Genomic DNA, 25,997 nt, shown 5'->3' with positions numbered 1-25,997 from the left:
TCGACACGGGCCTACGGCAGCGCCAGCATCCGCTCCAGGGCCAGCTTCGCGAACGCCTCGGTCTCCTTGTCGACCTCGATCCGGTTCACGAGCTTGCCCTCGGCCAGGGACTCCAGGGTCCAGACCAGGTGGGGCAGGTCGATGCGGTTCATGGTCGAGCAGAAGCAGACCGTCTTGTCCAGGAAGACGATCTCCTTGCCCTCGGGGGCGAAACGGTTCGCGAGCCGTCGTACGAGATTGAGCTCGGTGCCGATGGCCCACTTCGAGCCGGCCGGGGCCGCCTCCAGCGCCTTGATGATGTACTCGGTCGAGCCGACGTAGTCCGCGGCGGCGACGACCTCGTGCTTGCACTCGGGGTGCACCAGGACGTTCACCCCGGGGATGCGGGCGCGCACGTCCTCCACCGACTCCAGCGAGAAGCGGCCGTGCACCGAGCAGTGACCGCGCCACAGGATCATCTTCGCGTCCCGCAGCTGCTCGGCGGTCAGACCGCCGTTCGGCTTGTGCGGGTTGTAGACGACACAGTCCTCCAGGGACATGCCGAGATCCCGGACGGCGGTGTTGCGGCCGAGGTGCTGGTCGGGCAGGAAGAGGACCTTCTCGCCCTTCTCGAAGGCCCAGTTCAGGGCCCGCTCGGCGTTCGACGAGGTGCAGATCAGGCCGCCGTGCTTGCCCGTGAACGCCTTGATGTCCGCCGAGGAGTTCATGTACGACACCGGCACGACCTGCTCGGCTATGCCGGCGTCGGTCAGCACGTCCCAGCACTCGGCGACCTGCTCGGCCGTCGCCATGTCGGCCATGGAGCAGCCGGCGGCGAGGTCGGGGAGGACCACCTTCTGGTCGTCGGAGGTGAGGATGTCCGCGGACTCGGCCATGAAGTGCACACCGCAGAACACGATGTACTCGGCTTCCGGGCGGGCGGCCGCGTCCCGGGCCAGCTTGAAGGAGTCGCCCGTGACGTCGGCGAACTGGATGACCTCGTCACGCTGGTAGTGGTGGCCGAGGACGAACACCTTCTCACCGAGCTTCTCCTTGGCCGCGCGGGCGCGCTCGACCAGGTCCGGGTCGGAGGGAGAGGGCAGGTCGCCGGGGCACTCGACGCCCCGCTCGCTCCTCGGGTCGGCCTCGCGGCCGAGCAGCAACAGGGCGAGCGGAGTCGGCTGTACGTCGAGCTCCGTGGTCTGGGCGGTGGTCACGACACGCACCCTTTCTACTTTTCGTCGAACTGACGTTATCTATCATAACCCGGTTCACGTCACTTTGACGATGGTCATTGCGTCGATGTGACGTGAATCCCGAAGAACGGCGGATGAGCCGTTTTCCGCTCCACGTCACGTGTGCGAGCATGAAGAAGGCGCCGGAAATCCGGCGTCCGGCCCGGAATGAATCCGCGGCCTTGCCGGTTGCACCAGTCGGCAAGCAGTCTCCGTACAACCCGGGAGAGATGTAGATGTCCGTATCGGACGAGACCGGCACCGTCACCGACGGCATCATCCTGTCCGACGCCGCCGCGGCGAAGGTCAAGGCCCTGCTCGACCAGGAAGGCCGTGACGACCTGGCCCTGCGCGTCGCCGTTCAGCCCGGCGGCTGCTCCGGCCTGCGTTACCAGCTCTTCTTCGACGAGCGTTCCCTCGACGGCGACGTCGTCAAGGACTTCGGCGGCGTCAAGGTCGTCACCGACCGCATGAGCGCCCCGTACCTGGGCGGCGCTTCCATCGACTTCGTGGACACCATCGAGAAGCAGGGTTTCACGATCGACAACCCGAACGCGACCGGCTCCTGCGCCTGCGGCGACTCCTTCAGCTGAGCCCCCGGTTCGACCAGGTTCCGAGCGACAGAAGGCGGCGGCCCCCTCCGACGGGGCCGCCGCCTTCGCGCGTCTCCGGGACTACCGTGCCCCGGAGGTCTCCGGCAGCCGTGCGCCCGCCTTCCTCAGCGGGATCTCCTTGCCGTCCGAACCCACGACCTTGCGGGCACCGAGCGGCTCGTCGAGCGTCACGGTCTTCTGCATCTCCTTGGCGATCGCGATGCAGACCCGCTCCGGCCACGGTGTGTAGGTCACCTTGGCCGTCACCTCGTCCGCGCTCTCGCTCGCCGTCGCCGCGTAGTCCCCGCACACCCCGCCGGTGAAGGTCAGGGTCAGCTCGTCGCCCTCGGCCGTGTAACCGTCCACCTGGACGTCCCGTGTCTTCGGCGCGGAGGTCGGCTCGTCCGAGGGGGCCGTGGGTGTGGCGGGTGACGTGGGCGTCGCCGTCGCCGGGGAGGCGATGTACTTCGGGTCGACCGCCGGGTACGTCACCGTGAAGGCGTCCTTCGCACCCGCCGACCGCACCTCGAACAGCCAGGACGGCACGAGCGCCTGCCGGCCGTCCACGTAGTGCGAGGCCAGCCCGAACACCGCCTTCTCCACGGTGAGCGTGCTCTTCGCGGGGCTCGCCGTCGGCTCCCCGCAGGGCGCCTCCAGACGGTCCTTCAGCGGTACGGGACTTGCGCAGCCGCCGATGCCCATGCGGTGGTCGGTGGCAGGCACCTTGTTCAGCAGGGCCAGCGTCTTCTCGGCGCTCAGCACGGGGTACGAGTCGCTCTTCACCGGGGCCTTCAACTGGCCGGTGCCGCCGACCACTTCACCCTGCCCGTTCACGGTGACACCGGTGGTCCAGCCGTACGTGGGCAGCCCGCCCACGGCCGGATCGGCGTTCACGACCCGCTGCGCGCCCATGACCTGGCTCGCGTCCAGCTTCGCGGTGTCCTGACCGAGCGCCTTCAGCACCGGCGCGGCGGCCTTCTCCGCGACCGCCACGCTCACCGGAGGGCCGGTGGGCGTGTCGGGCTGCGCCCCGCACACGGTGGCACTGGAGCAGTTGTCGATGACGGGGGAGTAGCGCTGGAAGGTCCACGCGCCCGGCGCCTGCCGGTTCACCTGGAGACTCGGCCCCGAGCCGTCCTTGACGCCGACCCGCCAGACCTGCCCCTGCATCACCGGCGTCCCCTCGACGCCCAGCGCCTCGGCGAGCCGCGTCACGTCCGCCTCGGCCACCTGCCCCTGGACCCGGTAGACGGGCGCGGAGTCGGGACCCTCGGGGAGAGTGCCGTCCGCGCGATAGGTCGCCCCGTACGGGTTCGGCTCCCCGGGCGCGATCCCGTTCCCCGCCCCGCCGTCCGCGCCGTAACCGTCGAGCGCGAGAGGCGGCGGAGTGTCGTCCCCGGGCGCACCGGCGGTCGTGTCGTTCCCGGACCCTCCGGAGGCATTGGCGGCGAGGTACGCCCCACCCCCTCCCACCACCAGCACGGCAGCGGCGACGGCGGCAATGGCCACGGGCGACCGGCGCCGCGCCGAACGCGGAGCACCGGCATCCCCGTCCCGGGGGACCTCGGATCCGGTGAGACCGCTCTCGACCGCACCCTGACCGGCACCGTCGTCCGCGGGCGCGCCGGCCCGGGGCCCGGAAGCGGTGCCGTCGGCGGGGGAAGGCGACTGACCGGGCTGGACGGCAGCGGACCCGAGCCGCTTGAGGCCCACGGACGCATCGTCCGGCTCCACGGCGGCCGTGCTGCCCGAGGCCGATGAGCTGCCCGCATCGTCGGCCAGGGAGTCGGCGCCCACGGAACCGTCCGAATCGGCGGCGCCGGCCGTGTCGCCGGCGGGCTGCGGCTGATCGGGACCCGCGGGCGCATCAGGGGCGGCGGCCTCCGGAGCCGGACTCGCGGCGGCCCCGGCCTCCGGGCCTGTAGGGCCGTCCGGATCGGTGCCGGCAGCCGTGTCGGTGGCCGTGTCGCCGGCGGACCGCGGTTGATCGGGACCCGCGGGTGCATCGGGAGCGGCGGCCTCGGGGGCTGGGCTCGCGGTGGCCCCGGCCTCCGGGTCTGTAGGGCCGTCCGGATCGGTGCCGGCAGCCGTGTCGGTGGCCGCGTCGTCGGCGGGCTGCGGCTGATCGGGAGCCGCGAGTGCATCAGGAGCGGCGGCCTCGGGGGCCGGGCTCGCCGTGGCCGCCGTGTCGGGGTTCGGGGAGGCGTCCGTGTCGGCGTCGGCGACTTCCTCGGGGTCTCCCACCGGGCCTGCGGCGGCGCCGGACGTCTCCTCGGTGCGGCCCTGACCTGCCTCGGCCCCGGCCCCGCTGGAACCCCGCTCTTTCGCGGACCCGCCCGCCGCACCCGTGCCAAGAGCTTCCGCGGCGTTCCCGTCCCCGCCGCCGGAGGCCTCGCCGGGGTCGTTGTTGTCGGGTCGCTCGCTGTTCACCGCATCGCTCCTTCTGCTGCGCAACTGTCCCTCGACCCTGACCCGACCCTGTCAAAAAGGTCGGCAAACGGGTCGTATTCCGCATCCCCTTTCCGGGGGACGGCGATGGGACGCAGCGGGGGAGCGCGCGGTTCCCTCGAACGCGCCGACGCACGCGCCGCGACTCGGGCGACGCACGCGCCGTGACTCAGTCGCCGTACTCCGACATCGCCTCCAGCAGCCGCGCGGACCCCTCGGGAACCGTCACACCGTGGATGAGGGAGGGAGAGACCGGGAGAGCGGCGATCCGGTCGGGAACCGCCCAGTGCGGAGCCATCCGGGCGCAGTCACCGCGCAGCGAGGCGAGGTCCCCGTCCAGGTCGGACGGGACGGACGCGTACAGCTCAAGGTTCGTCATGACGGAACCGTATGCACGTCGGAGCCCGCGAAGAAAGATCTACTATCGGGTAGTTTTACCTGCTTCACCGCGCCGTCGGCCGCCTCGCAGTACTCCATACGGACCCGATAGCGTGAAGTGTCAATACACCCTCCCTCAGGAGAGCCACGCCGTGCGCATCGCAGTCACCGGCTCCATCGCCACCGACCACCTCATGACCTTCCCCGGCCGCTTCGCCGACCAGCTCGTGGCGGACCAACTGCACACGGTCTCGCTCTCCTTCCTGGTCGACAACCTCGACGTACGCAGGGGAGGCGTCGGCGCCAACATCGCCTTCGGCATGGGCCAGCTCGGCACCAACCCGATCCTCGTCGGCGCCGCGGGCTTCGACTTCGACGAGTACCGCGCCTGGCTGGACCGGCACGGCGTCGACACCGCATCCGTCCGGATCTCCGAGACCCTGCACACCGCCCGCTTCGTGTGCACCACCGACGCCGACCACAACCAGATCGGCTCCTTCTACACGGGCGCGATGAGCGAGGCCCGCCAGATCGAGCTCAAGACGGTCGCCGACCGCGTCGACGGCCTCGACCTCGTCCTCATCGGCGCCGACGACCCCGAGGCGATGCTCCGCCACACCGAGGAGTGCCGGTCCCGCGGCATCCCGTTCGCCGCGGACTTCTCCCAGCAGATCGCCCGGATGAACGGCGACGAGATCCGGATCCTGCTGGAAGGCGCCACGTACCTCTTCTCCAACGAGTACGAGAAGGGGCTCATCGAGTCCAAGACGGGCTGGTCCGACGAGGAGATCCTCGCGAAGGTGGGCCACCGGGTCACCACGCTCGGTGCGCGCGGTGTCCGGATCGAGCGGACCGGCCAGGACCCGATCGAGGTCGGCTGCGCGGAGGAGGAGCGCAAGGCCGACCCGACGGGTGTCGGTGACGCGTTCCGCGCCGGCTTCCTGTCCGGGCTCGCCTGGGGCGTCTCGCTGGAGCGCGCGGCCCAGGTGGGCTGCATGCTGGCGACGCTCGTCATCGAGACCGTGGGCACCCAGGAGTACCGGCTGCGCCGCGGCCACTTCATGGAGCGGTTCACCAAGGCGTACGGCGACGAGGCGGCCGAAGAGGTCCGCACGCACCTCAAGTGACCGGCTAGGAGATCCGGCGGACCACGTAAGCGGAACCCCGGTCCGCCGGTTCCTCGCCCACGTACTCCTGCTCCCGCATCTCGCACCACGCCGGGATGTCCAGGCGGGCCGCCTCGTCGTCGGACAGGACCCGGACCGTGCCGCCCACCGGCACGTCCCCGATGACCTTGGCGAGCTCGATGACGGGGATCGGGCAGCGCTTGCCGAGGGCGTCCACGACCAGGGCGTCCTCGCGCACGACGGCCGAAGGCGTCGGCGCGCCCAACTTCTCCCGGACCGCCGCCACCGCCCCCGGCAGCACCTCCAGGAAACGGTCGACCTCCTCGGCGGGTGTCCCCGGCGGCAACGACACCCGCACATTCCCCTCACTCAGCACCCCCATCGCCTTGAGCACATGGCTCGGCGTCAGCGTGCTGCTGGTGCACGACGATCCGGAGGACACGGAGAACCCGGCCCGATCCAGTTCGTGCAGCAGGGTCTCTCCGTCGACATAGAGACAGGAGAAGGTGACGATCCCCGGCAGCCGTCGCTCCGGATCGCCCACCACGTCCACGTCCGGCACCAGCCGCGGCACCCGCGCACGGATCCGCTCCGTCAGCTCCCGCAGCCGCAGTGCCTCCTGTGCCGCCTCGGCACGCACCGCCCGCAGCGAGGCCGCCGCCGCGACGATCGCCGGCAGGTTCTCGAACCCGGGCGCCCGCCCCGACTCCCGTTCGTCCGCCGGTCCTTGGGGTGAGAACCGGACACCTTTCCGCACGGCGAGCAGTCCGACTCCCGAGGGACCGCCCCATTTGTGCGCACTGCCGGTCAGCAGGGACCACTCGCCCTCCACCGGCCCCCACCCCAGCGACTGCGCCGCGTCCACCAGCAGCGGCACCCCGGCCGCCCGGCACGCGGCAGCCACCTCGGCCACCGGCTGGAGCGTCCCCACCTCGTGGTTGGCCGACTGCAGACACGCCAGCGCGGTGTCGGGGCGAAGGGCATCGACGTAGGACTGCGCGCTCACCGCCCCCGTCCGGTCCACCGGCACCTCGGTCACCTCGAACAACTCCGCCGAATGAAGTACCGAGGAGTGTTCGACGGCGGACACGATCAGGTGACGTCCGACCCGCCTGCGCCCGCCCGTCGCCCCGGCGATCCCGCTGTGCACGGCCCGCGTCCCGGAGGAGGTGAAGGTCAGCTCATCGGGGCGGCAGCCCACGGCTTCGGCGGCGGCCTCCCGGGCGGCGTCCAGCAACATCCGGGCCCGCCGCCCTTCCCGGTAGAGCCGAGAGGGATCGGCCCACCCTTCATCCAGAGAGGCCAACAGCGCCTGACGGGCAACGGGGTGAAGGGGCGCACCGGAAGCGGCGTCGAAATAGGACACACGGCAACGCTAACCTCCTTGGCGGCGCCGGGAACTGCGCGATCAGCCACAAAGCACCCGCAGCCGCCAATCAAGCGAACCCACGGAGCGACTAGGCACCCCTCCCGCTGAACCCCCGGAGGGCGTCGGCTAGGGTTTGGTCCGCATAAACATCCAAACCCCTGCCCGACGCAGGGCGGCGACCGACCACCGAGTAAGGCCAGGCCGCAGCCGATACGCGCGGGCGAGACTCTCGGGAAGGCGCTACGTGAGTCCCAACGGCTCCGACCGCTCGCCGCGGCGCCCGATGCGGCGGAAGCTGCTGCAGGCAATGACCGCGGGCCTGGTCCTGGCGACCGCCACCGGTTGCACATACAAGGACTTCCCCCGCCTTGGTATGCCCACCCCGACCACGGAAGAGGCTCCGCGGATCCTCTCCCTGTGGCAGGGATCCTGGGCTGCCGCGCTGGCCACCGGCGTGCTGGTGTGGGGCCTGATCCTGTGGAGCACGATCTTCCACCGGCGCAGCCGCACCAAGGTCGAAGTTCCTCCGCAGACCCGGTACAACATGCCGATCGAGGCGTTGTACACGGTGGTTCCGCTCGTCATCGTCTCGGTGCTCTTCTACTTCACGGCCCGCGACGAGTCGAAGCTCCTCAGTCTGAAGAAGCAGCCCGACGTCACCATCAACGTCGTCGGCTACCAGTGGAGCTGGGCGTTCAACTACGTCGAGCCCGTCGCCGGTTCGACGGGGGACGCGAAGACCGACAAGAACCTGGACGCGATTCCGAAGCGTTTCAAGGACGACTTCCCGGCGAACGCCGGCGGTGTCTACGACTTCGGGACCCCCGCCACCAGGAACCCGCAGACCGGCAACCCCGGCCCGACCCTCTGGCTCCCCAAGGGCAAGACGGTCCGCTTCGTCCTCACCTCGCGTGACGTCATCCACTCCTTCTGGGTGGTGCCGTTCCTCATGAAGCAGGACGTCATCCCGGGCCACACCAACGCCTTCGAGGTGACCCCCAACAAGGAGGGCACCTTCCTCGGCAAGTGCGCCGAGCTCTGCGGTGTCGACCACTCCCGGATGCTGTTCAACGTGAAGGTCGTCTCCCCCGAGCGCTACGAGCAGCACCTCAAGGACCTCGCCAAGAAGGGGCAGACCGGTTACGTTCCCGCGGGCATCGAGCAGACCGCCCACGAGAAGAACCGGGAGACGACGAACCTGTGAGCATCCTCAACGAACCCCAGGGTGCCGCGGCAGCAGGGTCCCACTACACGGACGAGCTGCCGGTCCGGCGCCACAACCGCGGCAGTGTCGTGATCAAGTGGCTCACCACCACTGACCACAAGACCATCGGCACGATGTACCTGGTCACGTCGTTCGCGTTCTTCCTGATCGGCGGCGTGATGGCGCTCTTCATGCGCGCCGAGCTGGCCCGGCCGGGTCTGCAGATCATGTCGAACGAGCAGTTCAACCAGGCGTTCACGATGCACGGCACGATCATGCTGCTGATGTTCGCGACGCCGCTGTTCGCCGGCTTCACCAACTGGATCATGCCGCTGCAGATCGGCGCGCCCGACGTGGCGTTCCCGCGGCTGAACATGTTCGCCTACTGGCTCTACCTGTTCGGCTCGACGATCGCGGTGGGTGGCTTCCTCACCCCCTCAGGTGCGGCCGACTTCGGCTGGTTCGCCTACTCGCCGCTGTCGGACGCGGTCCGCTCGCCGGGCATCGGCGCCGACCTGTGGATCATGGGTCTGGCCTTCTCCGGCTTCGGCACGATCCTCGGTGCGGTCAACTTCATCACCACGATCATCTGCATGCGCGCGCCGGGCATGACCATGTTCCGCATGCCGATCTTCGTGTGGAACGTGCTGCTGACCGCGGTGCTGGTCCTGCTCGCCTTCCCCGTTCTCGCCGCCGCGCTGTTCGCGCTGGAGGCGGATCGGAAATTCGGGGCACACGTCTTCGATGCCGCCAACGGCGGAGCGTTGCTCTGGCAACACCTCTTCTGGTTCTTCGGCCACCCCGAGGTGTACATCATCGCGCTGCCGTTCTTCGGCATCATCTCCGAGGTCATCCCGGTCTTCTCCCGCAAGCCGATGTTCGGCTACATGGGTCTGATCGCGGCGACCATCGCGATCGCGGGTCTGTCCGTGACGGTGTGGGCGCACCACATGTACGTCACCGGCGGTGTGCTCCTGCCGTTCTTCTCCTTCATGACGTTCCTCATCGCCGTACCGACGGGCGTGAAGTTCTTCAACTGGATCGGAACGATGTGGAAGGGGTCCTTGAGTTTCGAGACCCCGATGCTCTGGGCCACGGGCTTCCTGATCACCTTCACCTTCGGTGGTCTGACCGGTGTCATCCTGGCCTCGCCCCCGCTGGACTTCCATGTCTCGGACTCGTACTTCGTGGTGGCGCACTTCCACTACGTCGTCTTCGGCACCGTCGTCTTCGCGATGTTCTCCGGCTTCCACTTCTGGTGGCCGAAGTTCACCGGCAAGATGCTCGACGAGCGCCTCGGCAAGATCACGTTCTGGACGCTGTTCATCGGCTTCCACGGCACCTTCCTGGTCCAGCACTGGCTGGGCGCGGAGGGCATGCCGCGTCGTTACGCCGACTACCTGGCGGCCGACGGCTTCACCGCCCTGAACACGATCTCGACGATCAGCTCGTTCGTGCTCGGCCTGTCGATCCTGCCGTTCCTCTACAACGTGTGGAAGACGGCCAAGTACGGCAAGCCGGTCGGCGTCGACGACCCGTGGGGCTACGGCCGCTCGCTCGAGTGGGCGACCTCCTGCCCGCCGCCGCGCCACAACTTCCTCACCCTGCCGCGGATCCGCAGCGAATCCCCGGCGTTCGACCTGCACCACCCCGAGATCGCCGCGCTCGACCAGCTCGAGAACGCCGGTCACGGTGAGAAGGCTCTGGCCGGCAACGGCGGCAAGGAGGCCGGGAAGTGAAGATCCAGGGACGGATGTTCATCTGGCTGAGCGTCTTCATCCTCGTCATGGCGATCGTCTATGGCGTGTGGTCGAAGGAGCCGGCCGGTACCACCGCGCTCTTCCTGGCCTTCGGCCTGTCCATCATGATCGGCTTCTACCTGGGCTTCACGGCCAAGCGGGTGGACGCCGGCGCGCAGGACAACAAGGAGGCCGACGTCGCGGACGACGCCGGCGAGGTCGGGTTCTTCAGCCCGCACAGCTGGCAGCCGCTCGCCCTCGGCTTCGGCGGCGCCCTCGCCTTCCTGTCGGTCGCGATCGGCTGGTGGCTGCTGTACTTCTCGGTGCCGGTCATCATGATCGGCCTGTACGGCTGGGTCTTCGAGTACTACCGCGGTGAGAACCGCACCCAGTAGCACGAACCGCGCTCATCAGGGGCCCGGACACTCCGTCAGGAGCGTCCGGGCTCCTGCTTTTGCCGCAAGACTGATCACTCGTACGAGTCACTCGGCGTGCCGGAGTTGACTTTGCTTCCTAGCGTGAAGTCATGAACCACGTACCGCGTACCCGCACCGTCGTCAGCTGCACCCTGCTGGTGATCGCGCTCGGCGCGAGCGCCTCCGCCTGCGGGTCCGACGGGAACCCGCTGGCGGCCACTCCGTACGACGCGGCGGATCAGATCGCCTTCAACGCGCCCACGGGCGACGACAAGAAGGCCGACCCGGACAAGCCGCTCGAGGTCACCGCCGAGGACGACGACGGCCGCATCACCGACGTCACGGCCATGGACGCCACGGGGCGCTTCCTGGCGGGCGAACTCTCCGACGACGGCACCCGCTGGCACAGCACCTCCCCGCTGGCCGCGAACGCCCATTACACGGTCCGCGTGAGCACCGAGGACGAGGACGGGGCACCGGGCCGCAAGGTCCTCGACTTCGACACCAGCAAGCCGCTCGGCAAGAAGCGCCTGAACGTCACCTTCGGTCCCAAGTCGGGCACCTACGGCGTCGGCCAGCCCATCACCGCCAAGCTGGACCGACCCGTCAAGGACAAGGCCCAGCGGGCGGTCGTCGAGCGTGCCCTCAGGGTGGACTCCACGCCCGCCGTGCCGGGCGCCTGGCACTGGGTGAACGACAAGGAGCTCCACTACCGCCCCAAGGAGTACTGGCCCGCCCACGCCACGATCCAGGTCCGCAGCGACCTGGAGGGCCTCAAGATCGGCGACCGGCTCTGGGGCGGCAAGGGCAAGGCCCTGCGGCTGACCACCGGCGACCGCGTCATCGCTGTGACGGACGCCTCGTCACACTCGATGAAGGTCTACAAGAACGGCGAGGTCATCAAGGAGCTCCCGGTCACCACCGGCAAGCCGGGCTTCGACACCCGCAACGGCGTCAAGGTCGTGCTGGGCAAGGAGTACTTCGTACGTATGCGCGGCACCAGCATCGGGATCGCCGAGGGCTCCTCGGAGTCGTACGACCTCCCGGTCTACTACGCCACCCGCGTCACCTGGAGCGGCGAGTACGTGCACGCCGCCCCCTGGTCGGTGGGATCCCAGGGCTACGCCAACGTCAGCCACGGCTGCACCGGCATGAGCACCTCGAACGCCGAGTGGTTCTTCGACACCGTCCGCGAGGGCGACGTGGTCCAGGTCGTCAACTCCGAGGGCGACACGATGGAGCCCTTCGGCAACGGCTTCGGCGACTGGAACGTGGACTGGAAGAAGTGGCGCGACGGCAGCGCGCTGGTGGCCGGCACCCCGGACGCCCCCAGCCCGGCACAACAGGCCAGGCTGAGGCCCCGGAGCGTCTAGAGACACCTCAGGGCAGCGGACCGGACCGGCTCCCTGGGGTCCCTAGGCGCTCAAGGCCTTCCGGTCCCGCAACAGGGAAGCCAGCGCCGCGGCGAACTCCACCGGATCCACGGGATGCGTCACCGCCCCCTCCGCCCGGCTCCACGTCGCCAGCCACGCGTCCTGCGGCCGCCCGATCAGCAACAGCACCGGCGGGCAGTGGAACACCTCGTCCTTGATCTGCCGGCACAGGCCCATGCCCCCCATCGGCACGGCCTCCCCGTCCAGCACACAGACGTCGATCCCGCCCTTGTCCAGCTCCTTCAGCACCGCGGCGGGCGTGGCGCACTCCAGGAACTCGACCAGCGGGACGTCGGGAGCCGGTCGCCGGCCGGAGGCGAGCCGCACCTGCTCGCGGGTGTTGGAATCGTCGCTGTAGACCAGCACCGTGGCGGTCGGCTGCATTGTTCCTCCGTGACGTCAGCGTCGTAAGGACAGGCCCGTTGGGCCGGATGCTACTCCCTTGAACACCACGTCAACACCGGTATGGAGCAGGGAGACACTCCGAACGGCACCCCCCGGGGTGAGGGCGGGATAAGCGACCGACATAATGTCGGTCGTGGCGACAGCAACGACAGAGACAACCGGGCACGCGCACCCATCGGTCAACCGGCCGAACCTCACCAGCGTCGGAACCATCATCTGGCTGAGTTCCGAGCTGATGTTCTTCGCGGCCCTCTTCGCGATGTACTTCACCCTGCGATCGGTGACGGGTCCCGACCACTGGAAGGAAATGGCGCACAGCCTGAACTTCCCGTTCTCGGCGACGAACACCACGATCCTGGTGCTTTCCTCCCTCACCTGCCAGCTCGGCGTCTTCGCAGCCGAGCGCGGTGACGTGAAGAAGCTCCGGGGCTGGTTCATCATCACCTTCATCATGGGCGCGATCTTCATCGGCGGTCAGATCTACGAGTACACGGAGCTGGTGAAGAAGGACGGGCTCTCGCTCTCCTCCGACCCGTACGGCTCGGTGTTCTACCTGACCACCGGCTTCCACGGCATGCACGTGACGGGCGGCCTCATCGCGTTCCTGTTCGTTCTCGGGCGTACCTACGCGGCCAAGAGGTTCACCCACGAGCAGGCGACCGCGGCGATCGTCGTGTCCTACTACTGGCACTTCGTCGACGTCGTCTGGATCGGCCTCTTCGCCACGATCTACATGATCAAGTAGCCGGGCCCGCTCCCGACATCGCAAGCATCGACGCAGAAGATCCTGACACCGGGGTAATCCGTGAAAAAGCTCTCCGCACGACGACGCCACCCGCTGGCAGCGCTCGTCGTCCTACTCCTCGCGCTGGCATGCACCGGGGGGCTGTACGCCGTGTTCGCGCCCGCGGACAAGGCGAAGGCAGATGAAACCGCCCAGTCCCTTGCCATCGACGAGGGCAAGAAGCTCTTCGCCGTAGGCTGCGCCAGCTGCCACGGCAGGGGAGGCGAGGGCTCTTCCGACGGTCCGAGCCTCGTGGGCGTGGGCGCCGCCGCCGTCGACTTCCAGGTCGGCACCGGCCGCATGCCGGCCCAGCAGCCGGGCGCGCAGGTCCCGCGCAAGAAGGTCATCTACACGCAGGCCGAGATCGACCAGCTGGCCGCGTACATCTCCTCGCTGGGCGCCGGTCCGAGCATCCCGACCGAGGCGCAGTACGGCCCCGACGGTGCCGACATCGCCAAGGGCGGTGAGCTGTTCCGCGACAACTGCACCCAGTGCCACAACTTCACCGGCAAGGGTGGTGCGCTGACGCACGGCAAGTTCGCGCCGAGCCTGGAAGGCGTCGACCCGAAGCACATCTACGAGGCCATGCAGACCGGCCCGCAGAACATGCCGTCGTTCCCCGACACCACGCTGTCGGAGCAGAACAAGAAGGACATCATCGCGTACCTGAACGCGGTCAACGGCGACGACACCGTGAGCCCCGGCGGCCTTGAGCTGGGCGGTCTCGGCCCGGTCTCCGAAGGCCTGTTCGCCTGGATCTTCGGCCTCGGCGCGCTGATCGCGATCGCCGTCTGGGTCGCCGCTCGGACCGCAAAGGCCAAGAAGTCATGAGTAGCCAAGACATTCCAGAAGAGAACCTGCCCGCAGAGCAGGACGCGCACGGCGCGGTAGGCGTCGCGGACGAGAAGAACCCGTTCGCGGACCCCGGCCTCCCGCCCCACGAGCACCGGGTGCAGGACATCGACGAGCGGGCCGCCAGGCGGTCCGAGCGCACGGTGGCCATGCTGTTCACGGTGTCGATGCTGGCCACCGTCGGGTTCATCGCCTCGTACGTGGGCATCCCCCACGACAAGTCGATCTTCGTCTTCCCGATCGGGCACATCAACGCGCTGAACTTCGCGCTGGGCCTGACCCTCGGTCTCGCCCTCTTCGCGATCGGCGCGGGCGCGGTCCACTGGGCCCGCACCCTGATGTCCGACGAGGAGATCGCCGACGAGCGTCACCCGATCGAGGCGTCCCCCGAGGTCCGCGCGAAGGTCCACGCGGACTTCAAGCAGGGTGCCAAGGAGTCGGCGCTCGGCCGTCGCAAGCTGATCCGCAACACCATGTTCGGCGCGCTGGCCCTGTTCCCGCTCTCCGGCGTCATGCTGCTGCGCGACCTCGGCCCGCTGCCCGGCACCAAGCTCCGCCACACCATGTGGCGCAAGGGCCTCCAGCTCGTCAACATGAACACCAACGAGCCGCTGCGTCCCTCCGACGTCGCGGTCGGCTCGCTGACCTTCGCCAAGCCCGAGGGCCTGGAGGAGCACGACGAGGAGTTCCAGACCGAGATCGCCAAGGCCGCCCTGATGATCGTCCGCATCCAGCCGGACAACATCAAGGACAAGCGCGAGCTCGAGTGGTCGTACGAGGGAATCGTCGCGTACTCGAAGATCTGCACCCACGTGGGCTGCCCGATCTCCCTGTACGAGCAGCAGACGCACCACGTGCTCTGCCCCTGCCACCAGTCCACCTTCGACCTCTCCGACGGTGCCCGGGTGATCTTCGGCCCCGCCGGTCACGCCCTGCCGCAGCTGCGCATCGGCGTGAACGACCAGGGTTACCTCGAAGCGCTCGGCGACTTCGAGGAGCCCGTCGGTCCTGCATTCTGGGAGCGCGGATGAGCACTGAGACCACCACCGAGTCGCGCTCGCGCGACAAGGCACCGGCCGGCGAGCGCGTCGCCGACTGGGCCGACGGCCGGCTCGGGATCTACTCCCTGGCCAAGGCCAATATGCGCAAGATCTTCCCCGACCACTGGTCGTTCATGTTGGGTGAGGTCTGCCTCTACAGCTTCATCATCATCATCCTCACGGGTGTGTACCTGACGCTGTTCTTCCACCCGTCGATGAACGAGGTGGAGTACCACGGCAGCTACGTCCCGCTGCAGGGACAGCTGATGTCCGAGGCGTTCAACTCGACCATGCACATCTCCTTCGATGTGCGCGGTGGTCTGCTGATCCGGCAGATCCACCACTGGGCGGCGCTGATCTTCCTCGCCGGCATGTTCGTGCACATGATGCGTGTGTTCTTCACGGGCGCGTTCCGCAAGCCGCGTGAGGTCAACTGGCTGTTCGGCTTCCTGCTGTTCGTCCTCGGCATGTTCACCGGCTTCACCGGTTACTCGCTCCCGGACGACCTGCTCTCCGGCACCGGTGTCCGCTTCATGGAGGGCGCGATCCTGTCCGTGCCGATCGTCGGCACGTACCTGTCGTTCTTCCTGTTCGGCGGAGAGTTCCCGGGCGGCGACTTCGTGGCCCGCTTCTACTCGATCCACGTCCTGCTGCTGCCGGGCATCATGCTCGGCCTGGTCGTCGGCCACCTGATCCTGGTCTTCTACCACAAGCACACGCAGTTCGCGGGCCCCGGCAAGACCAACAACAACGTCGTCGGCATGCCGCTGCTGCCGGTCTACATGGCCAAGGCCGGAGGCTTCTTCTTCCTGGTCTTCGGTGTCATCGCGGCCATCGCGGCGATCGCCTCCATCAACCCGATCTGGGCGATGGGCCCCTACCGTCCCGACCAGGTGTCCACGGGCGCCCAGCCGGACTGGTACATGGGCTTCTCCGAGGGCCTGATCCGTGTCATGCCGGGCTGGGAGATCAACTTCTGGGGTCACACGCTCGTCCTGGGCGTGTTCATCCCGCTGGTGATCTTCCCGCTGGTCCTCGTCGCGATCGCGGTCTACCCGTTCATCGAGTCCTGGGTCACCGGCGACAAGCGCGAGCACCACATCCTGGACCGCCCGCGCAACGCCCCGACGCGTACGGCCTTCGGTGTCGCGTGGATCACCTGGTACATGGTGCTGCTGATCGGTGGTGGAAACGACCTCTGGGCCACCCACTTCCACCTGTCGATCAACGCCATCACCTGGTTCGTGCGGGTCTCGTTCTTCGTCGCCCCGGTCCTGGCGTTCGTCGCCACCAAGCGGATCTGCCTCGGCCTCCAGCGCCGCGACAAGGAGAAGGTGCTGCACGGTCGCGAGTCCGGCATCATCAAGCGCCTGCCGCACGGTGAGTTCATCGAGGTGCACGAGCCGCTCAGCCAGGAGCAGCTGCACACGCTCACCGCGCACGAGCAGTACAAGCCGGCCGCGATCGGCGCCACGGTCGACGAGAACGGCGTCGAGCGCAAGGTCAAGGGCTCCGAGAAGCTGCGCGCCAAGCTGAGCGAGGCGTACTACGGCGAGGAAGCCCAGATCGCCAAGCCGACCGTCGAGGAGTACAAGGAGATCACGAGCGGCCACGGCCACCACTGATCACTGCTTGTCGCTGCGCTCGCCACGCGCGGTGGAAGGGCCCGTCCGGAACGCCGGACGGGCCCTTTGCCGTGCGCTGCTCCCCGCGCCGACGCGCCGGGCCCGCCGGAGGCGAAGGGCCCCGTCCGAACACCGGACGGGGCCCTTCGCCGTGCTCCGCGCTGGATAGGGTGTGAGGACACTTTTCTACGACATCTGGAGCGGCCCCATGAGCGCTGTGACCCCCGCTGGAGGCGACATCGCGGCGGGCCGTTCCTGGCCCGAGGTGCTGAACGCCCTGCTGTACGGCCGTGACCAGAGCGCCGAGGCGACGGCCTGGGCGATGGACCGGATCATGCAGGGCGAGGCGACCGACGCACAGATCGCGGGCTTCGTGGTCGCCCTCCGCGCCAAGGGCGAGACGGTCGAGGAGATCAACGGCCTCGTCCGGGCGATGTACGCGCACGCCAACGTGATCGAGGTCCCCGGGCGGACGGTCGACATCGTCGGCACCGGGGGCGACGGCGCCAAGACCGTCAACATCTCCACCATGTCGGCGATCGTCGTGGCCGGAACCGGCGCCACGGTCGTCAAGCACGGCAACCGCGCCGCCTCCTCCGCGTCCGGCGCCTCGGACGTCCTGGAGAAGCTCGGCGTCAACCTGGAGCTGACCCCGCGGCGGGTGGCGGAGGTGGCCGGGGAAGCAGGGATCACCTTCTGCTTCGCGATCAAGTTCCATCCGGCACTGCGTCACGCGGGCGCCGCACGCGGCCAGTTGGGCATCCGCACGGTGTTCAACATCCTCGGACCGCTGACCAACCCCGCCCGGGTGCGGTCCCAGGCCGTCGGGGTCGCGGATCCGCGGATGGCACCGGTCGTCGCGGGCGTCTTCGCCGAGCGCGGCAACTCCTCCCTGGTCTTCCGCGGGGACGACGGCCTCGACGAGCTGACGACCACGTCGACCTCCCGCGTCTGGGTCGTCCGCGACGGCAAGGTCACCGAGGAGAGTTTCGACCCCCGGGACGTCGGCATCGAGCTGGTGCCTGTGGAGGCCCTGCGCGGCGGTGACCCGGCGTTCAACGCGGAGGTCGCGAGGAAGCTCCTGGACGGCGAGACGGGCCCGGTGCGGGACGCCGTGCTCCTGAACTCGGCGGCCGCCCTGGTGGCCCTGGAGCCCGGTCCCGGGACGCTGGCCGAGCAGCTGCGGGCCGGGATGGACAAGGCGGCCGAGGCGATCGACTCCGGGGCGGCGAAGCGGACCCTGGAGCGCTGGGTGGCCGCGAGCAACGCCTAGCGCCCGGCGGGGTGTCGTCCCGCGATCCGGACACGGGTTGCGGGACGACGATCACCTCGCGTACTTTTTTTGACCAGGTCATGAGTGACAGTCATGAGGCCCCGGCCGACTGTCCGGCAACCCTCCGTCCGTGGCGGGGTGCCCCGGGTGAAGACCAGGCCGTAGGCAGCGAGGTCTGCGGCAAGCGCGGATCCCTCACGAACCAGGGATCCTGGTCGTTCGAGGAGTCTTCCGTGAGCAAGCGAATGCGATAGGGCGCCGAGCCCCGCCTCCGCACACCCATCTCACCTTTCTCTTTGCCCGGGAGTCCCCCATGTCTGTCTCCACCGCTGCCTCCGCCCAGACCATTTGTTCCCAGCTGCCCGTTCTGGGCCGTGATGTCACCGTCCCGCTCGTCACCGGCGGCGAGGTCACCTACGCGGCGCTCGACTACGCCGCCAGCGCTCCGGCCCTCCAGCGGGTCTGGGACGACGTGGCGGCCTACGCGCCCTACTACGGCAGCGTGCACCGCGGGGCCGGCTACCTCTCCCAGCTGTCGACCGACCTCTTCGAGAACGCCCGCAGGACCGTCACCGAGTTCCTCGACTGCCGGGACGACGACCAGCTGGTCTTCACCCGGTCGACCACCGACTCGCTGAACCTCCTCGCCGCCGCCCTCCCCGCCGACTGCCAGGTCTTCGTCTTCGAGACCGAGCACCACGCGAGCCTGCTGCCCTGGCAGGACGCCCGGGTCAGCTACCTCGACGCCCCGCGCACCCCGGACCAGGCCGTCGAGACGCTGGAGAAGGCCCTCGCCGACCGCGACCCTCAGGGCCCGGCCCTGGTCTGCGTCACCGGTGCGTCCAACGTCACCGGCGAACTGTGGCCGGTCCGCGAGCTGGCCGCCGCCGCCCACGCCCACGGCGCCCGGATCGTCCTGGACGCGGCCCAGCTCGCCCCGCACCACCCCGTGAGCGTCCGTGACCTCGACGTCGACTGGGTCGCCTTCTCCGGGCACAAGCTCTACGCCCCCTTCGGTTCCGGTGTCCTGGCCGGACGCGCCGACTGGCTCAGGGCCGCCGACCCCTACCTCGCGGGCGGCGGCGCCAGCCGCAAGGTCACCCGGCGCGAGGACGGGGGAGTGGACGTGGAGTGGCACGACAGCGCCGCCCGCCACGAGGCCGGCTCCCCGAACGTCATCGGCGCCTACTCCATCGCCTCGGCCTGCAGGGCGCTGACCGAGGCCGGCTTCGACACCCTGGTGGCCCGCGAGCAGTACCTCGTCGAGAAGGTGAAGACAGGGCTCGCCGAGGTCCCCGAGGTCCGCGTGCTGTCCCTCTTCGGCGACGACGCCCCCCGGGTCGGCGTGATCTCCTTCGTCGTCGAGGGCTGGAACAGCTCCCACTTCGCCGCCGCCCTGTCCGCCGAGTACGGCATCGGCGTCCGCGACGGCCTCTTCTGCGCCCACCCCCTCGTCCGCACCCTCCTCGGCAGCGACCCGCAGTCCCAGGGCGAGTGCGGCGCCCCCGAGGCGGCGCCCGGCGAGAAGTCCCTCAACGCGATCCGGGTGAGCTTCGGCGCGGGCACGCCGGACGAGCACGTCGAGCGGTTTGTGAAGGCCGTGAAGGAACTGGTCGCGGACGGTGCGAAGTGGACGTACCGCACCGAGGACGGCCGCTGCGTCCCGGCCGTCTGAGGTACCGGCCACCGGCGCGCGTATACGCTCCCCCTCAGCAGCCGTACGAAAGCAGGGGGAGCACGGGGTGCAGGAGCTGCGCGAGACGGACCCGCGGACCATCGGGCCGTACGAGGTCCTGGGCAGACTCGGGTCCGGCGGCATGGGCGAGGTGTATCTCGCCGAGGCGCGGGGCGGGCCGCGGCTCGCCGTGAAGGTCGTACGGACCGAGCACGCCGGGGACCGTACCTTCCGTGCCCGGTTCCGGCACGAGGTCCGGGCCGCGCAGACCGTCGGCGGGGCGGGCACGTACACCGCGCGGGTCGTGGACGCCGACACCGAGGCGGCGCGGCCGTGGATGGCCACCGAGTTCGTGGCGGGCCCCAACCTGCGGGACGCGGTGCTCGACGGCGGACCGCTGCCCGCGGCCGCGGTGCGGCTGCTGGCGGCCGCGCTCGCCGAGGCGCTCGCCGCGATCCACGCCAAGGGGCTGGTGCACAGGGACCTCAAGCCCTCCAACATCCTGCTCGCGCCGGACGGCCCCCGGGTCATCGACTTCGGGATCGTCCGGGCCCTGGAAGGCACCGCCCTGACCCGGACCGGCGTGGTCGTCGGGTCGGTCGGCTATCTCTCGCCCGAGCAGATCCGCAACGGCGCCCAGGTGGTGCCGGCCAGTGACGTCTTCTCCCTGGGCGCGGTCCTCGCGTACGCGTCCGGCGGCAAGGAGCCCTTCGGCGAGGGGCAGGATTCGGTCGTTCTGCTGCGGATCCTGACCGGGGACGTCGACCTGTCCGCCGTACCGAAGGAACAGCTGCCGCTGGTGGAGGCCTGTCTGCGGGACGAGCCCGGCGCGCGGCCCACGCCCGCCGAGCTGGTCGCGGCCGCCGGACACACGACACAGTCGCTGCGCGCGGGCCTCCGGCCGGGCTGGTACGCCCCCGGTGCGGCCAAGGAGCCCGAGACCGCTCCGAGCGGGGCGCGGTGGGTTCCCGGGCACGACTCGGGGGAGCGGGAGAGCCGGGTCGAGTACGTGGCGCCCGTGACCGTCACGGACGTCCCCGAGGTCACCCATGTGTCGCCGCCGCCCGCCCCGCCGTCCCGGCGCGGGCTGCTGCGGGCCGTGGCGGGCGGCGCAGGAGTGGCGGCGGCCGCGGGCGTGGGCGGATGGCTGTGGCTGCGGGACGGGTCGGACGGATCCGCGCAGGTCGGGGCGGGCCCGACGGGCACGCCCGCCACGGGCTGGCAGTACAAGGTCCAGGGGCTCGGCGGGCGGCGCGGCCCCTGTGCCGCGGTCTCGCCCGACGGCACCCGGGTGTACGTCGGCGGCGCGGACCGCGCGCTGCACGCGCTGGACCTGGACGGACGGGCCGTGTGGCGGACCCCGCTCGGTGCCGAGGCCATGTCCCCGCTCGCCACCGCCGACGGCGTCCACTGCCTGCTGGAGGACGGCCAGGAGGGCGCCGCCGAGCTGTGCGCGCTCGGCCCGCGCGGCAAGGTCCGCTGGACCAGGTCCTTCGCGGCGAACAGCCAGTTCCTGGTCGCCGCAGGCAAGCTGATCCTGGTGTCCTACGGGGACGGCTCGGACGCGGGCGGAGTGCGGGCCTACGCCCCCGACGGCAGCGTGCGCTGGTCCACCCCGACCGGTGCCGCGCCCACCAGCGAGCCCATGGTGGCGGACGGGGTCGTCTACGTCGGTACCTTCGGGGACCAGGTCCAGGCCCTGGACGCGAAGACCGGCAAGCGGCTCTGGGCGACGAAGGCCGGCCTGGACGCCGGGCGGCCCGCCCTGGTCGGCGACACGCTGGTCGTCGGATCGGGCGGCGAGCAGTCGCTGCACGGCATCAGCCGCACGGGCAGGTCGCTGTGGGACTCGACCAACGAGAAGGCGTTCGGCAGCCGCTACTTCACCTGCGTGCCGTTCCGCGGCCTGGGCGTCACCGCGTCCGACTACGAACTCGTCGCCCTGGACCCCGCCGACGGATCGACGGTGTGGTCCTTCCGGTTCACCGACGAGGGGAGCCAGTACAGCGACCCGGTGGTCTCCGGCGACACGGTCTACGTACGCCGTGGTTCGACCCTCTACGGCATCGACCGTGCGGGCAGGCAGACCTGGCACAAGCGCGTCGAGGGCGGGGCGTCCATCGGCACCCAGTCCCCGGTGGTCCGGGGCGGCCGCGTCTATGTCGCGACCGCCGACGGCATCACCGTGCTCGCGCTGGACTCCTAGCTGTCGAGGCCGATCGCGAACGCGGCCTCCAGGTCGTGCTGCGAGTAGGTGCGGAAGGCCACGTGGGTGTCGGTCGCCTCGACGCCGGGGATCTTGCTGATGCTGCCCGGGATGACCTCGGCGAGGTCCTCGTGCCGCTTGACCCGGACCATGGCGATCAGGTCGTACGTGCCCGTGACGGAGAAGACCTCGCTCACGGACTCCAGCGCGGCGATCCGCTCCGCGATCTCGGGGATCCGGTCCACGCTGGTCTTGATGAGGACGATCGCGGTGATCACGGCTGGTTCTCTCCCTCGGGGGCTGTCGCTGGGGCGGCCCTCACTCTAGTGGTACGGCCGAACCGCACCCAGGCGAAGACCAGGCCCAGGCCGAAGCCCACCAGGTGGGCCAGATACGCCACCCCGGGGCCGTCGGAGGCCCGGCCCGCCGCGAGCCACTGCAGGGCCGCCCAGAAGGGGAGGACGACCCAGGCGGGGAAGCGCAGCGGCAGGAAGAACAGGAACGGCAGGAGACTGGTCACCCGGGCCCCGGGGAACAGGAACAGGAACGCGCCGAGGACCGCCGAGATCGCCCCGGAGGCACCGACCAGGGACTGGTCGGAGTCGGCGTTGGCGGCCGCGTAGCCCAGCAGGGCGAGGTAGCCGCAGCCGAGGTAGAAGAGGAGGAACTGCAGCCGGCCCATCCGTTCCTCGGTCATCACGCCGAAGACGTAGAGGAAGAGCATGTTGCCCAGCAGGTGCACCCAGCTGCCGTGCACGAACAGCGCGGTGGCCGGGGTGAGCGCGGCACCGGGCGCGTCCTCGAAGAGCTCGGCCGGGACCACGCCCCAGCGGTGGAAGTAGGCGCGCTGGGCGGCCAGGGCCGCGTCCCCGGAGCCGTAGGCCGGATCGAGACCCGAGGCGGGGCCGACCACGAAGACCAGACAGCACAGGGCGATCAGGCCGTAGGTGACCGGAGCCGGCCCCCACAGCGCCCTGCTTGCTCCACCGACCGTCACCCTCCAGTTGCTGATCATGAACACAGAGCATGACGTAACCGGACGCAACCCGACAGACCGCCTCGCCGCTGCGGACGCCCGAGCGGCGAGTACCCGCCAGGCCGTAGGGTTACGAGCCACATGCACCGGGACGCCGGTGTGTCACTGACAATGGCTAGTAGGAAAGAGCACAGTCACGATGACGGTTCCCCTCCCGACCGCCTCGACGCGGTGGCGCTGCACCCTCTGCGGCAACCTCACGCGCTTCGACGTGACCCGCTCGTCGAAGGTCGTCGAGTACGTCCACCTCGATCTGGCCGGCGAGCCGAATGTCGAGGAGCGCGAGGTGGTCAGTGAGACCATCGAGTCGGTGCGGTGCCGCTGGTGCAACGCGGTGGACCAGGTGGAACTCGTGGACAGGCCGGGCGCCGGCTCCTGACAGGGCCGGCCCCGCACGGCGATGGGGTGTGACGGATGGTGGAGACACAAGGCGGGGGGCCGGGCGACGGCGCCGCCGAGGTGCTCGACCGTCCGCTGCCCGACAGTGTGCGGCGCCGGGTCGTGCACATCGTCTCGGAAGGCTTCGGCGGGCTGACCGTCGGCGAACTGCCCGCCCAGCTGAGGCAGTACGCGCGCTTCGCGCCGAACCGGCGGGCCAAGTTCGCGGGCAACGCGATGGCGGCCGCGCTGGAGACCGATCCGCTGTTCCGCCAGCGCATCGGGGAGAAGTTCAGAGAGGCCCAGCCGGAGCTGTCCGGCGCCCTCGACTCCGGTGCCCCGCCCCCGGCCGCGGACCCGCTCGATGTGGCGGCCGCGGCCTATGTTCTGCGTCCCACCGGCTGGGTCAAGCTGGTCACCGCGGCCGGTGAGGAGGCCCAGCGGGCGGACGCCGAGCGGGCCGACGAGGAGAGCCGTGCCGAGCTGGAGCGGCTGCGCGAGGAGCTCGCGGCCGCCCGCGACCAGACGCGCGCCGACACCGAGCGGCTGCGCGCCGACCTGGAGGTCGCCAAGAAGGAAGCCGAATCGCTTCACCGCAAGCTGCGCGCGGCACTCAGTGACGTCAAGCGCGGCGAGGCGGCGCTGCGCAAGCTGCAGGCCGAGATGGAGGCCGTGCGCACCGAGGGCCAGACCCAGGTGTCCGCCGCCGAGAGCGAGTCCCGGCGCCTGAAGGCACGCCTCGGGGAGGCGGAGGCCGCTCTGGAGGCCACGCGCAGAGCGGCACGGGAGGGGCGCAGTGTCGAGGACATGCGCGTGCGTCTGCTTCTGGACACCGTTCTGGACGCGGCCCAAGGGCTGCGCCGGGAGCTGGCGTTGCCGCCCGTCTCGGTACGGCCCGCCGAGACCGTGGACGCGGTCGAACCGGGCCGCATGACCCCGAAGGACATCGCCGCGCGGGCGCTGTCCGAGCACGATCCGGCCATCCTGGACCAGCTTCTCGCCCTGCCCCAGGCGCACTTGGTGGTCGACGGCTACAACGTCACCAAGACCGGCTATCCCCAGATGCCGCTGGAGAAGCAGCGCCTGAGGCTCCTCGGGCAGCTCTCCCAGCTCGCGGCGCAGACCGGGGCGGAGGTGACCTGCGTCTTCGACGGGGCCGAGCTGGCCGCGCCGGTGCTGCTCGCGCCGCCGCGCGGGGTGCGGGTGCTGTTCTCGAAGGCGGGTGTCACCGCCGACGAGTTGATCCGCCAGCTGGTGCGTGCCGAGCCGCCGGGGCGGCCGGTCATCGTCGCCTCGACCGACCGCGAGGTCGCCGACGGGATCGCCAAGGCGGGGGCGCGGCCGGTCGCTTCCGCGGTGCTTCTCAAGCGCCTGTCCTAAACATCAGGGTCCAGGTTTAATGCCCGAATTAGCCTTATCGTCACGCAACGTAGTGTCAATCGCGTATCACTGCACGTGAGTTGTGTGTAAAGAATGCATGGCGTGACAGGATTTTGCTCCTGAGGATTTGAACTGATCACGGGATGGTCACTAGGGTCTGGGCTCGAACCTCCGAGCGGGTGATCACTCAAAAGAAGGAGTTCACCTCCGTGGCGTCCCATCGTCGACCCAAGCAGCCGAGCCGTACGCGCGTGACCGTGCTCACGACCGCAGCCGCTGCCGCCGTGGCCCTCAGTGCCAATGCCGCCAATGCCGCGCCGAGCGCGAAGCCGAGCAAGGACGAGGTCAAGGCGAAGGTCGACGCCCTCTACGAGCAGGCCGAGCAGGCCACCGAGAAGCTCAACGGCGCCAAGGAGAAGCAGGAGAGCCTCCAGAAGGAGATCTCCACCATCCAGGACAACGTGGCCCGCGGCCAGGACGACCTGAACGAACTGCGGGACTCCATAGGCCTCGCGGCCGCCGCGCAGTACCGCACCGGCACCATCGACTCCTCGCTCCAGCTCTTCCTGTCGTCGAACCCGGACGACTACCTGGACAAGGCGTCCACCGCGGACCAGCTCAGCTCCCAGCAGGTCGAGGCGCTGAAGAAGATCCAGGAGAAGCAGCGCGAGCTGGCCCAGGACCGCGCCGAGGCCTCCGAGAAGCTGAAGGACCTCGCGAGCACCCGCACCGAACTGGCCAAGCAGAAGAAGGCCGTTCAGGGCAAGCTCGCCGAGGCGCAGAAGCTCCTCAACACGCTGACGGCCGCCGAGAAGGCCGCCCTCGCCGCCGCCGACAGTCGTGCCAGCCGCTCCGCGAGCGCGCGCGTGGACCTCGGTGACGCCCCCGCGTCCTCCGCCCGGGCCCAGGCCGCCTTCAACGCCGCCCAGACCCAGCTCGGCAAGCCCTACGTCTACGGCGCCACCGGCACCGCCTCCTACGACTGCTCGGGCCTGACCTCCTGGGCCTACGCGCAGGCCGGCATCACCATCCCGCGCACCTCGCAGGCCCAGGCCAACGCCGGCACCCGCATCTACTCCCAGAGCGACCTCAAGGTCGGCGACCTGGTCATCTTCTACGGCGACCTGCACCACGTCGGCCTGTACGCGGGCAACGGCCAGATCATCCACGCCCCGCGCACCGGCACGGTCGTCCGCTACGAGTCGATCAACAACATGCCGTTCCAGTTCGGCGTGCGGATCTGAGGCCCGCAGCCGATCAAGATCGCGACGACGCACCCCCCGTTCGGGCGAATCGCGACAACTGCATCTGACTCCACGCCCCGCCCATGACCTGCGTCTGAGGCGGGGCGTCACTTTGTGCCCCCCCCTGAGGTCTTTGGCCGGGTCCCGTTCACGGGGCTACTGTCTGCCGCGTTCTCGT

At 69.7% G+C, this 25,997-nt stretch carries 23 protein-coding genes and 1 riboswitch; of the genes, 16 read left to right on the top strand and 7 right to left on the bottom strand.

What is annotated here, in order from left to right:
• Window positions 1-11: 11 nt before the first annotated feature.
• On the bottom strand, window positions 12-1,196 hold the full coding sequence (gene nadA, locus IOD14_RS34140) for a quinolinate synthase NadA (RefSeq protein ID WP_123988663.1): 1,185 nt from the start codon (window positions 1,194-1,196) through the stop codon (window positions 12-14).
• Between the two features lie 254 nt (window positions 1,197-1,450).
• Between nadA and IOD14_RS34135 the strand changes: the two genes are divergently transcribed.
• Window positions 1,451-1,807 carry an iron-sulfur cluster assembly accessory protein gene (locus IOD14_RS34135; protein WP_020137379.1) on the top strand — a complete coding sequence of 119 codons (357 nt, stop codon included), beginning with the start codon at window positions 1,451-1,453 and terminating at the stop codon, window positions 1,805-1,807.
• Between the two features lie 81 nt (window positions 1,808-1,888).
• Here IOD14_RS34135 and IOD14_RS34130 read toward each other — a convergent pair whose 3' ends face one another.
• Together IOD14_RS34130 and IOD14_RS34125 are read right to left on the bottom strand one after the other, a co-directional pair.
• Window positions 1,889-3,520, bottom strand: coding sequence for a hypothetical protein (locus IOD14_RS34130; RefSeq protein WP_249126313.1), 1,632 nt, complete (start codon window positions 3,518-3,520; stop codon window positions 1,889-1,891).
• Window positions 3,521-4,424: 904 nt separating this feature from the next.
• Window positions 4,425-4,634, bottom strand: coding sequence for a hypothetical protein (locus IOD14_RS34125; protein WP_123988662.1), 210 nt, complete (start codon window positions 4,632-4,634; stop codon window positions 4,425-4,427).
• Between the two features lie 151 nt (window positions 4,635-4,785).
• Here IOD14_RS34125 and IOD14_RS34120 point away from each other — a divergent pair, with 151 nt between their 5' ends.
• The gene (locus tag IOD14_RS34120) at window positions 4,786-5,760 is read left to right on the top strand and encodes a carbohydrate kinase family protein (protein ID WP_123988661.1); all 975 of its coding nucleotides are present in this window, start codon (window positions 4,786-4,788) and stop codon (window positions 5,758-5,760) included.
• A gap of 4 nt (window positions 5,761-5,764) precedes the next feature.
• Here the strand turns inward: IOD14_RS34120 and IOD14_RS34115 are convergent, their stop codons facing one another.
• The gene (locus tag IOD14_RS34115; RefSeq protein ID WP_212672342.1) at window positions 5,765-7,126 is read right to left on the bottom strand and encodes a cysteine desulfurase/sulfurtransferase TusA family protein; all 1,362 of its coding nucleotides are present in this window, start codon (window positions 7,124-7,126) and stop codon (window positions 5,765-5,767) included.
• Window positions 7,127-7,373: 247 nt separating this feature from the next.
• On the opposite strand from IOD14_RS34115, the gene coxB reads away from it, so the two are divergent.
• The 4 genes from coxB (at window position 7,374) to IOD14_RS34095 (ending at window position 11,861) form a co-directional block, all read left to right on the top strand.
• On the top strand, window positions 7,374-8,333 hold the full coding sequence (gene coxB / locus IOD14_RS34110; RefSeq protein ID WP_123988659.1) for a cytochrome c oxidase subunit II: 960 nt from the start codon (window positions 7,374-7,376) through the stop codon (window positions 8,331-8,333).
• Window positions 8,330-10,072: a cytochrome c oxidase subunit I gene (ctaD, locus tag IOD14_RS34105; protein WP_123988658.1), complete on the top strand. Its 1,743-nt coding sequence runs from the start codon at window positions 8,330-8,332 to the stop codon at window positions 10,070-10,072. The genes coxB and ctaD overlap by 4 nt, the downstream gene beginning before the upstream one ends.
• The gene (locus tag IOD14_RS34100) at window positions 10,069-10,467 is read left to right on the top strand and encodes a cytochrome c oxidase subunit 4 (RefSeq protein ID WP_123988657.1); all 399 of its coding nucleotides are present in this window, start codon (window positions 10,069-10,071) and stop codon (window positions 10,465-10,467) included. The genes ctaD and IOD14_RS34100 overlap by 4 nt, the downstream gene beginning before the upstream one ends.
• 131 nt (window positions 10,468-10,598) lie before the next feature.
• Window positions 10,599-11,861 carry an Ig-like domain-containing protein gene (locus tag IOD14_RS34095; RefSeq protein WP_123988656.1) on the top strand — a complete coding sequence of 421 codons (1,263 nt, stop codon included), beginning with the start codon at window positions 10,599-10,601 and terminating at the stop codon, window positions 11,859-11,861.
• 42 nt (window positions 11,862-11,903) lie between these two features.
• Here IOD14_RS34095 and IOD14_RS34090 read toward each other — a convergent pair whose 3' ends face one another.
• Window positions 11,904-12,305, bottom strand: coding sequence for a response regulator transcription factor (locus IOD14_RS34090; RefSeq protein ID WP_212672341.1), 402 nt, complete (start codon window positions 12,303-12,305; stop codon window positions 11,904-11,906).
• Window positions 12,306-12,450: 145 nt separating this feature from the next.
• Here IOD14_RS34090 and IOD14_RS34085 point away from each other — a divergent pair, with 145 nt between their 5' ends.
• The 7 genes from IOD14_RS34085 to IOD14_RS34055 all read left to right on the top strand — a co-directional run bounded on the left by IOD14_RS34085 (window position 12,451) and on the right by IOD14_RS34055 (window position 21,781).
• Window positions 12,451-13,071, top strand: coding sequence for a heme-copper oxidase subunit III (locus IOD14_RS34085; RefSeq protein ID WP_123988654.1), 621 nt, complete (start codon window positions 12,451-12,453; stop codon window positions 13,069-13,071).
• A gap of 60 nt (window positions 13,072-13,131) precedes the next feature.
• Window positions 13,132-13,941: a c-type cytochrome gene (locus IOD14_RS34080; RefSeq protein ID WP_212672340.1), complete on the top strand. Its 810-nt coding sequence runs from the start codon at window positions 13,132-13,134 to the stop codon at window positions 13,939-13,941.
• A complete protein-coding gene (locus IOD14_RS34075; RefSeq protein ID WP_123988652.1) occupies window positions 13,938-14,993 on the top strand; it encodes a Rieske 2Fe-2S domain-containing protein in 1,056 nt (351 codons plus the stop codon). The genes IOD14_RS34080 and IOD14_RS34075 overlap by 4 nt, the downstream gene beginning before the upstream one ends.
• Window positions 14,990-16,627 carry a cytochrome bc complex cytochrome b subunit gene (locus IOD14_RS34070; protein WP_123988651.1) on the top strand — a complete coding sequence of 546 codons (1,638 nt, stop codon included), beginning with the start codon at window positions 14,990-14,992 and terminating at the stop codon, window positions 16,625-16,627. The genes IOD14_RS34075 and IOD14_RS34070 overlap by 4 nt, the downstream gene beginning before the upstream one ends.
• Window positions 16,628-16,835: 208 nt before the next feature.
• Window positions 16,836-17,900 carry an anthranilate phosphoribosyltransferase gene (trpD, locus tag IOD14_RS34065; RefSeq protein ID WP_212672339.1) on the top strand — a complete coding sequence of 355 codons (1,065 nt, stop codon included), beginning with the start codon at window positions 16,836-16,838 and terminating at the stop codon, window positions 17,898-17,900.
• 76 nt (window positions 17,901-17,976) lie between these two features.
• Window positions 17,977-18,093, top strand: a riboswitch (SAM riboswitch).
• A 120-nt stretch (window positions 18,094-18,213) separates the two neighbouring features.
• On the top strand, window positions 18,214-19,575 hold the full coding sequence (locus IOD14_RS34060; protein ID WP_123988649.1) for an aminotransferase class V-fold PLP-dependent enzyme: 1,362 nt from the start codon (window positions 18,214-18,216) through the stop codon (window positions 19,573-19,575).
• Between the two features lie 67 nt (window positions 19,576-19,642).
• A complete protein-coding gene (locus tag IOD14_RS34055; protein WP_212672338.1) occupies window positions 19,643-21,781 on the top strand; it encodes a serine/threonine-protein kinase in 2,139 nt (712 codons plus the stop codon).
• On the opposite strand, the gene IOD14_RS34050 is transcribed toward IOD14_RS34055, so the two are convergent.
• Both IOD14_RS34050 and IOD14_RS34045 read right to left on the bottom strand, forming a co-directional pair.
• On the bottom strand, window positions 21,778-22,059 hold the full coding sequence (locus IOD14_RS34050; RefSeq protein WP_007381475.1) for an Lrp/AsnC ligand binding domain-containing protein: 282 nt from the start codon (window positions 22,057-22,059) through the stop codon (window positions 21,778-21,780). The genes IOD14_RS34055 and IOD14_RS34050 overlap by 4 nt on opposite strands.
• Window positions 22,056-22,796: a rhomboid family intramembrane serine protease gene (locus tag IOD14_RS34045; RefSeq protein ID WP_123988647.1), complete on the bottom strand. Its 741-nt coding sequence runs from the start codon at window positions 22,794-22,796 to the stop codon at window positions 22,056-22,058. The genes IOD14_RS34050 and IOD14_RS34045 overlap by 4 nt, the downstream gene beginning before the upstream one ends.
• 160 nt (window positions 22,797-22,956) lie before the next feature.
• Here IOD14_RS34045 and IOD14_RS34040 point away from each other — a divergent pair, with 160 nt between their 5' ends.
• The 3 genes from IOD14_RS34040 to IOD14_RS34030 all read left to right on the top strand — a co-directional run bounded on the left by IOD14_RS34040 (window position 22,957) and on the right by IOD14_RS34030 (window position 25,819).
• Window positions 22,957-23,196 (top strand): hypothetical protein, encoded by a 240-nt coding sequence (locus IOD14_RS34040; RefSeq protein WP_123988646.1) that lies wholly within the window; start codon window positions 22,957-22,959, stop codon window positions 23,194-23,196.
• A gap of 35 nt (window positions 23,197-23,231) precedes the next feature.
• Window positions 23,232-24,575, top strand: coding sequence for an NYN domain-containing protein (locus tag IOD14_RS34035; protein WP_212672337.1), 1,344 nt, complete (start codon window positions 23,232-23,234; stop codon window positions 24,573-24,575).
• Window positions 24,576-24,784: 209 nt separating this feature from the next.
• Window positions 24,785-25,819, top strand: coding sequence for a C40 family peptidase (locus IOD14_RS34030; RefSeq protein ID WP_123988644.1), 1,035 nt, complete (start codon window positions 24,785-24,787; stop codon window positions 25,817-25,819).
• The last annotated feature ends 178 nt before the right edge of the window (window positions 25,820-25,997 follow it).

The sequence above is a fragment of the Streptomyces sp. A2-16 genome (assembly GCF_018128905.1).
Taxonomy (GTDB): domain Bacteria; phylum Actinomycetota; class Actinomycetes; order Streptomycetales; family Streptomycetaceae; genus Streptomyces.
Note: the sequence above shows the minus strand (reverse complement) of the source record. Positions and strands in the feature narration are given on the sequence as shown.

Excerpts from the sequence above, each read along its gene's own strand:
- IOD14_RS34045 (WP_123988647.1), bottom strand. The coding sequence starts at position 22,796 with ATGATCAGCAACTGGAGGGTGACGGTCGGTGGAGCAAGCAGGGCGCTG.
- IOD14_RS34035 (WP_212672337.1), top strand. The coding sequence starts at position 23,232 with ATGGTGGAGACACAAGGCGGGGGGCCGGGCGACGGCGCCGCCGAGGTG.
- IOD14_RS34070 (WP_123988651.1), top strand. The coding sequence starts at position 14,990 with ATGAGCACTGAGACCACCACCGAGTCGCGCTCGCGCGACAAGGCACCG.
- IOD14_RS34075 (WP_123988652.1), top strand. The coding sequence starts at position 13,938 with ATGAGTAGCCAAGACATTCCAGAAGAGAACCTGCCCGCAGAGCAGGAC.
- IOD14_RS34060 (WP_123988649.1), top strand. The coding sequence starts at position 18,214 with ATGTCTGTCTCCACCGCTGCCTCCGCCCAGACCATTTGTTCCCAGCTG.
- IOD14_RS34085 (WP_123988654.1), top strand. The coding sequence starts at position 12,451 with ATGTCGGTCGTGGCGACAGCAACGACAGAGACAACCGGGCACGCGCAC.
- IOD14_RS34095 (WP_123988656.1), top strand. The coding sequence starts at position 10,599 with ATGAACCACGTACCGCGTACCCGCACCGTCGTCAGCTGCACCCTGCTG.
- trpD (WP_212672339.1), top strand. The coding sequence starts at position 16,836 with ATGAGCGCTGTGACCCCCGCTGGAGGCGACATCGCGGCGGGCCGTTCC.
- IOD14_RS34135 (WP_020137379.1), top strand. The coding sequence starts at position 1,451 with ATGTCCGTATCGGACGAGACCGGCACCGTCACCGACGGCATCATCCTG.
- IOD14_RS34090 (WP_212672341.1), bottom strand. The coding sequence starts at position 12,305 with ATGCAGCCGACCGCCACGGTGCTGGTCTACAGCGACGATTCCAACACC.
- IOD14_RS34125 (WP_123988662.1), bottom strand. The coding sequence starts at position 4,634 with ATGACGAACCTTGAGCTGTACGCGTCCGTCCCGTCCGACCTGGACGGG.
- IOD14_RS34040 (WP_123988646.1), top strand. The coding sequence starts at position 22,957 with ATGACGGTTCCCCTCCCGACCGCCTCGACGCGGTGGCGCTGCACCCTC.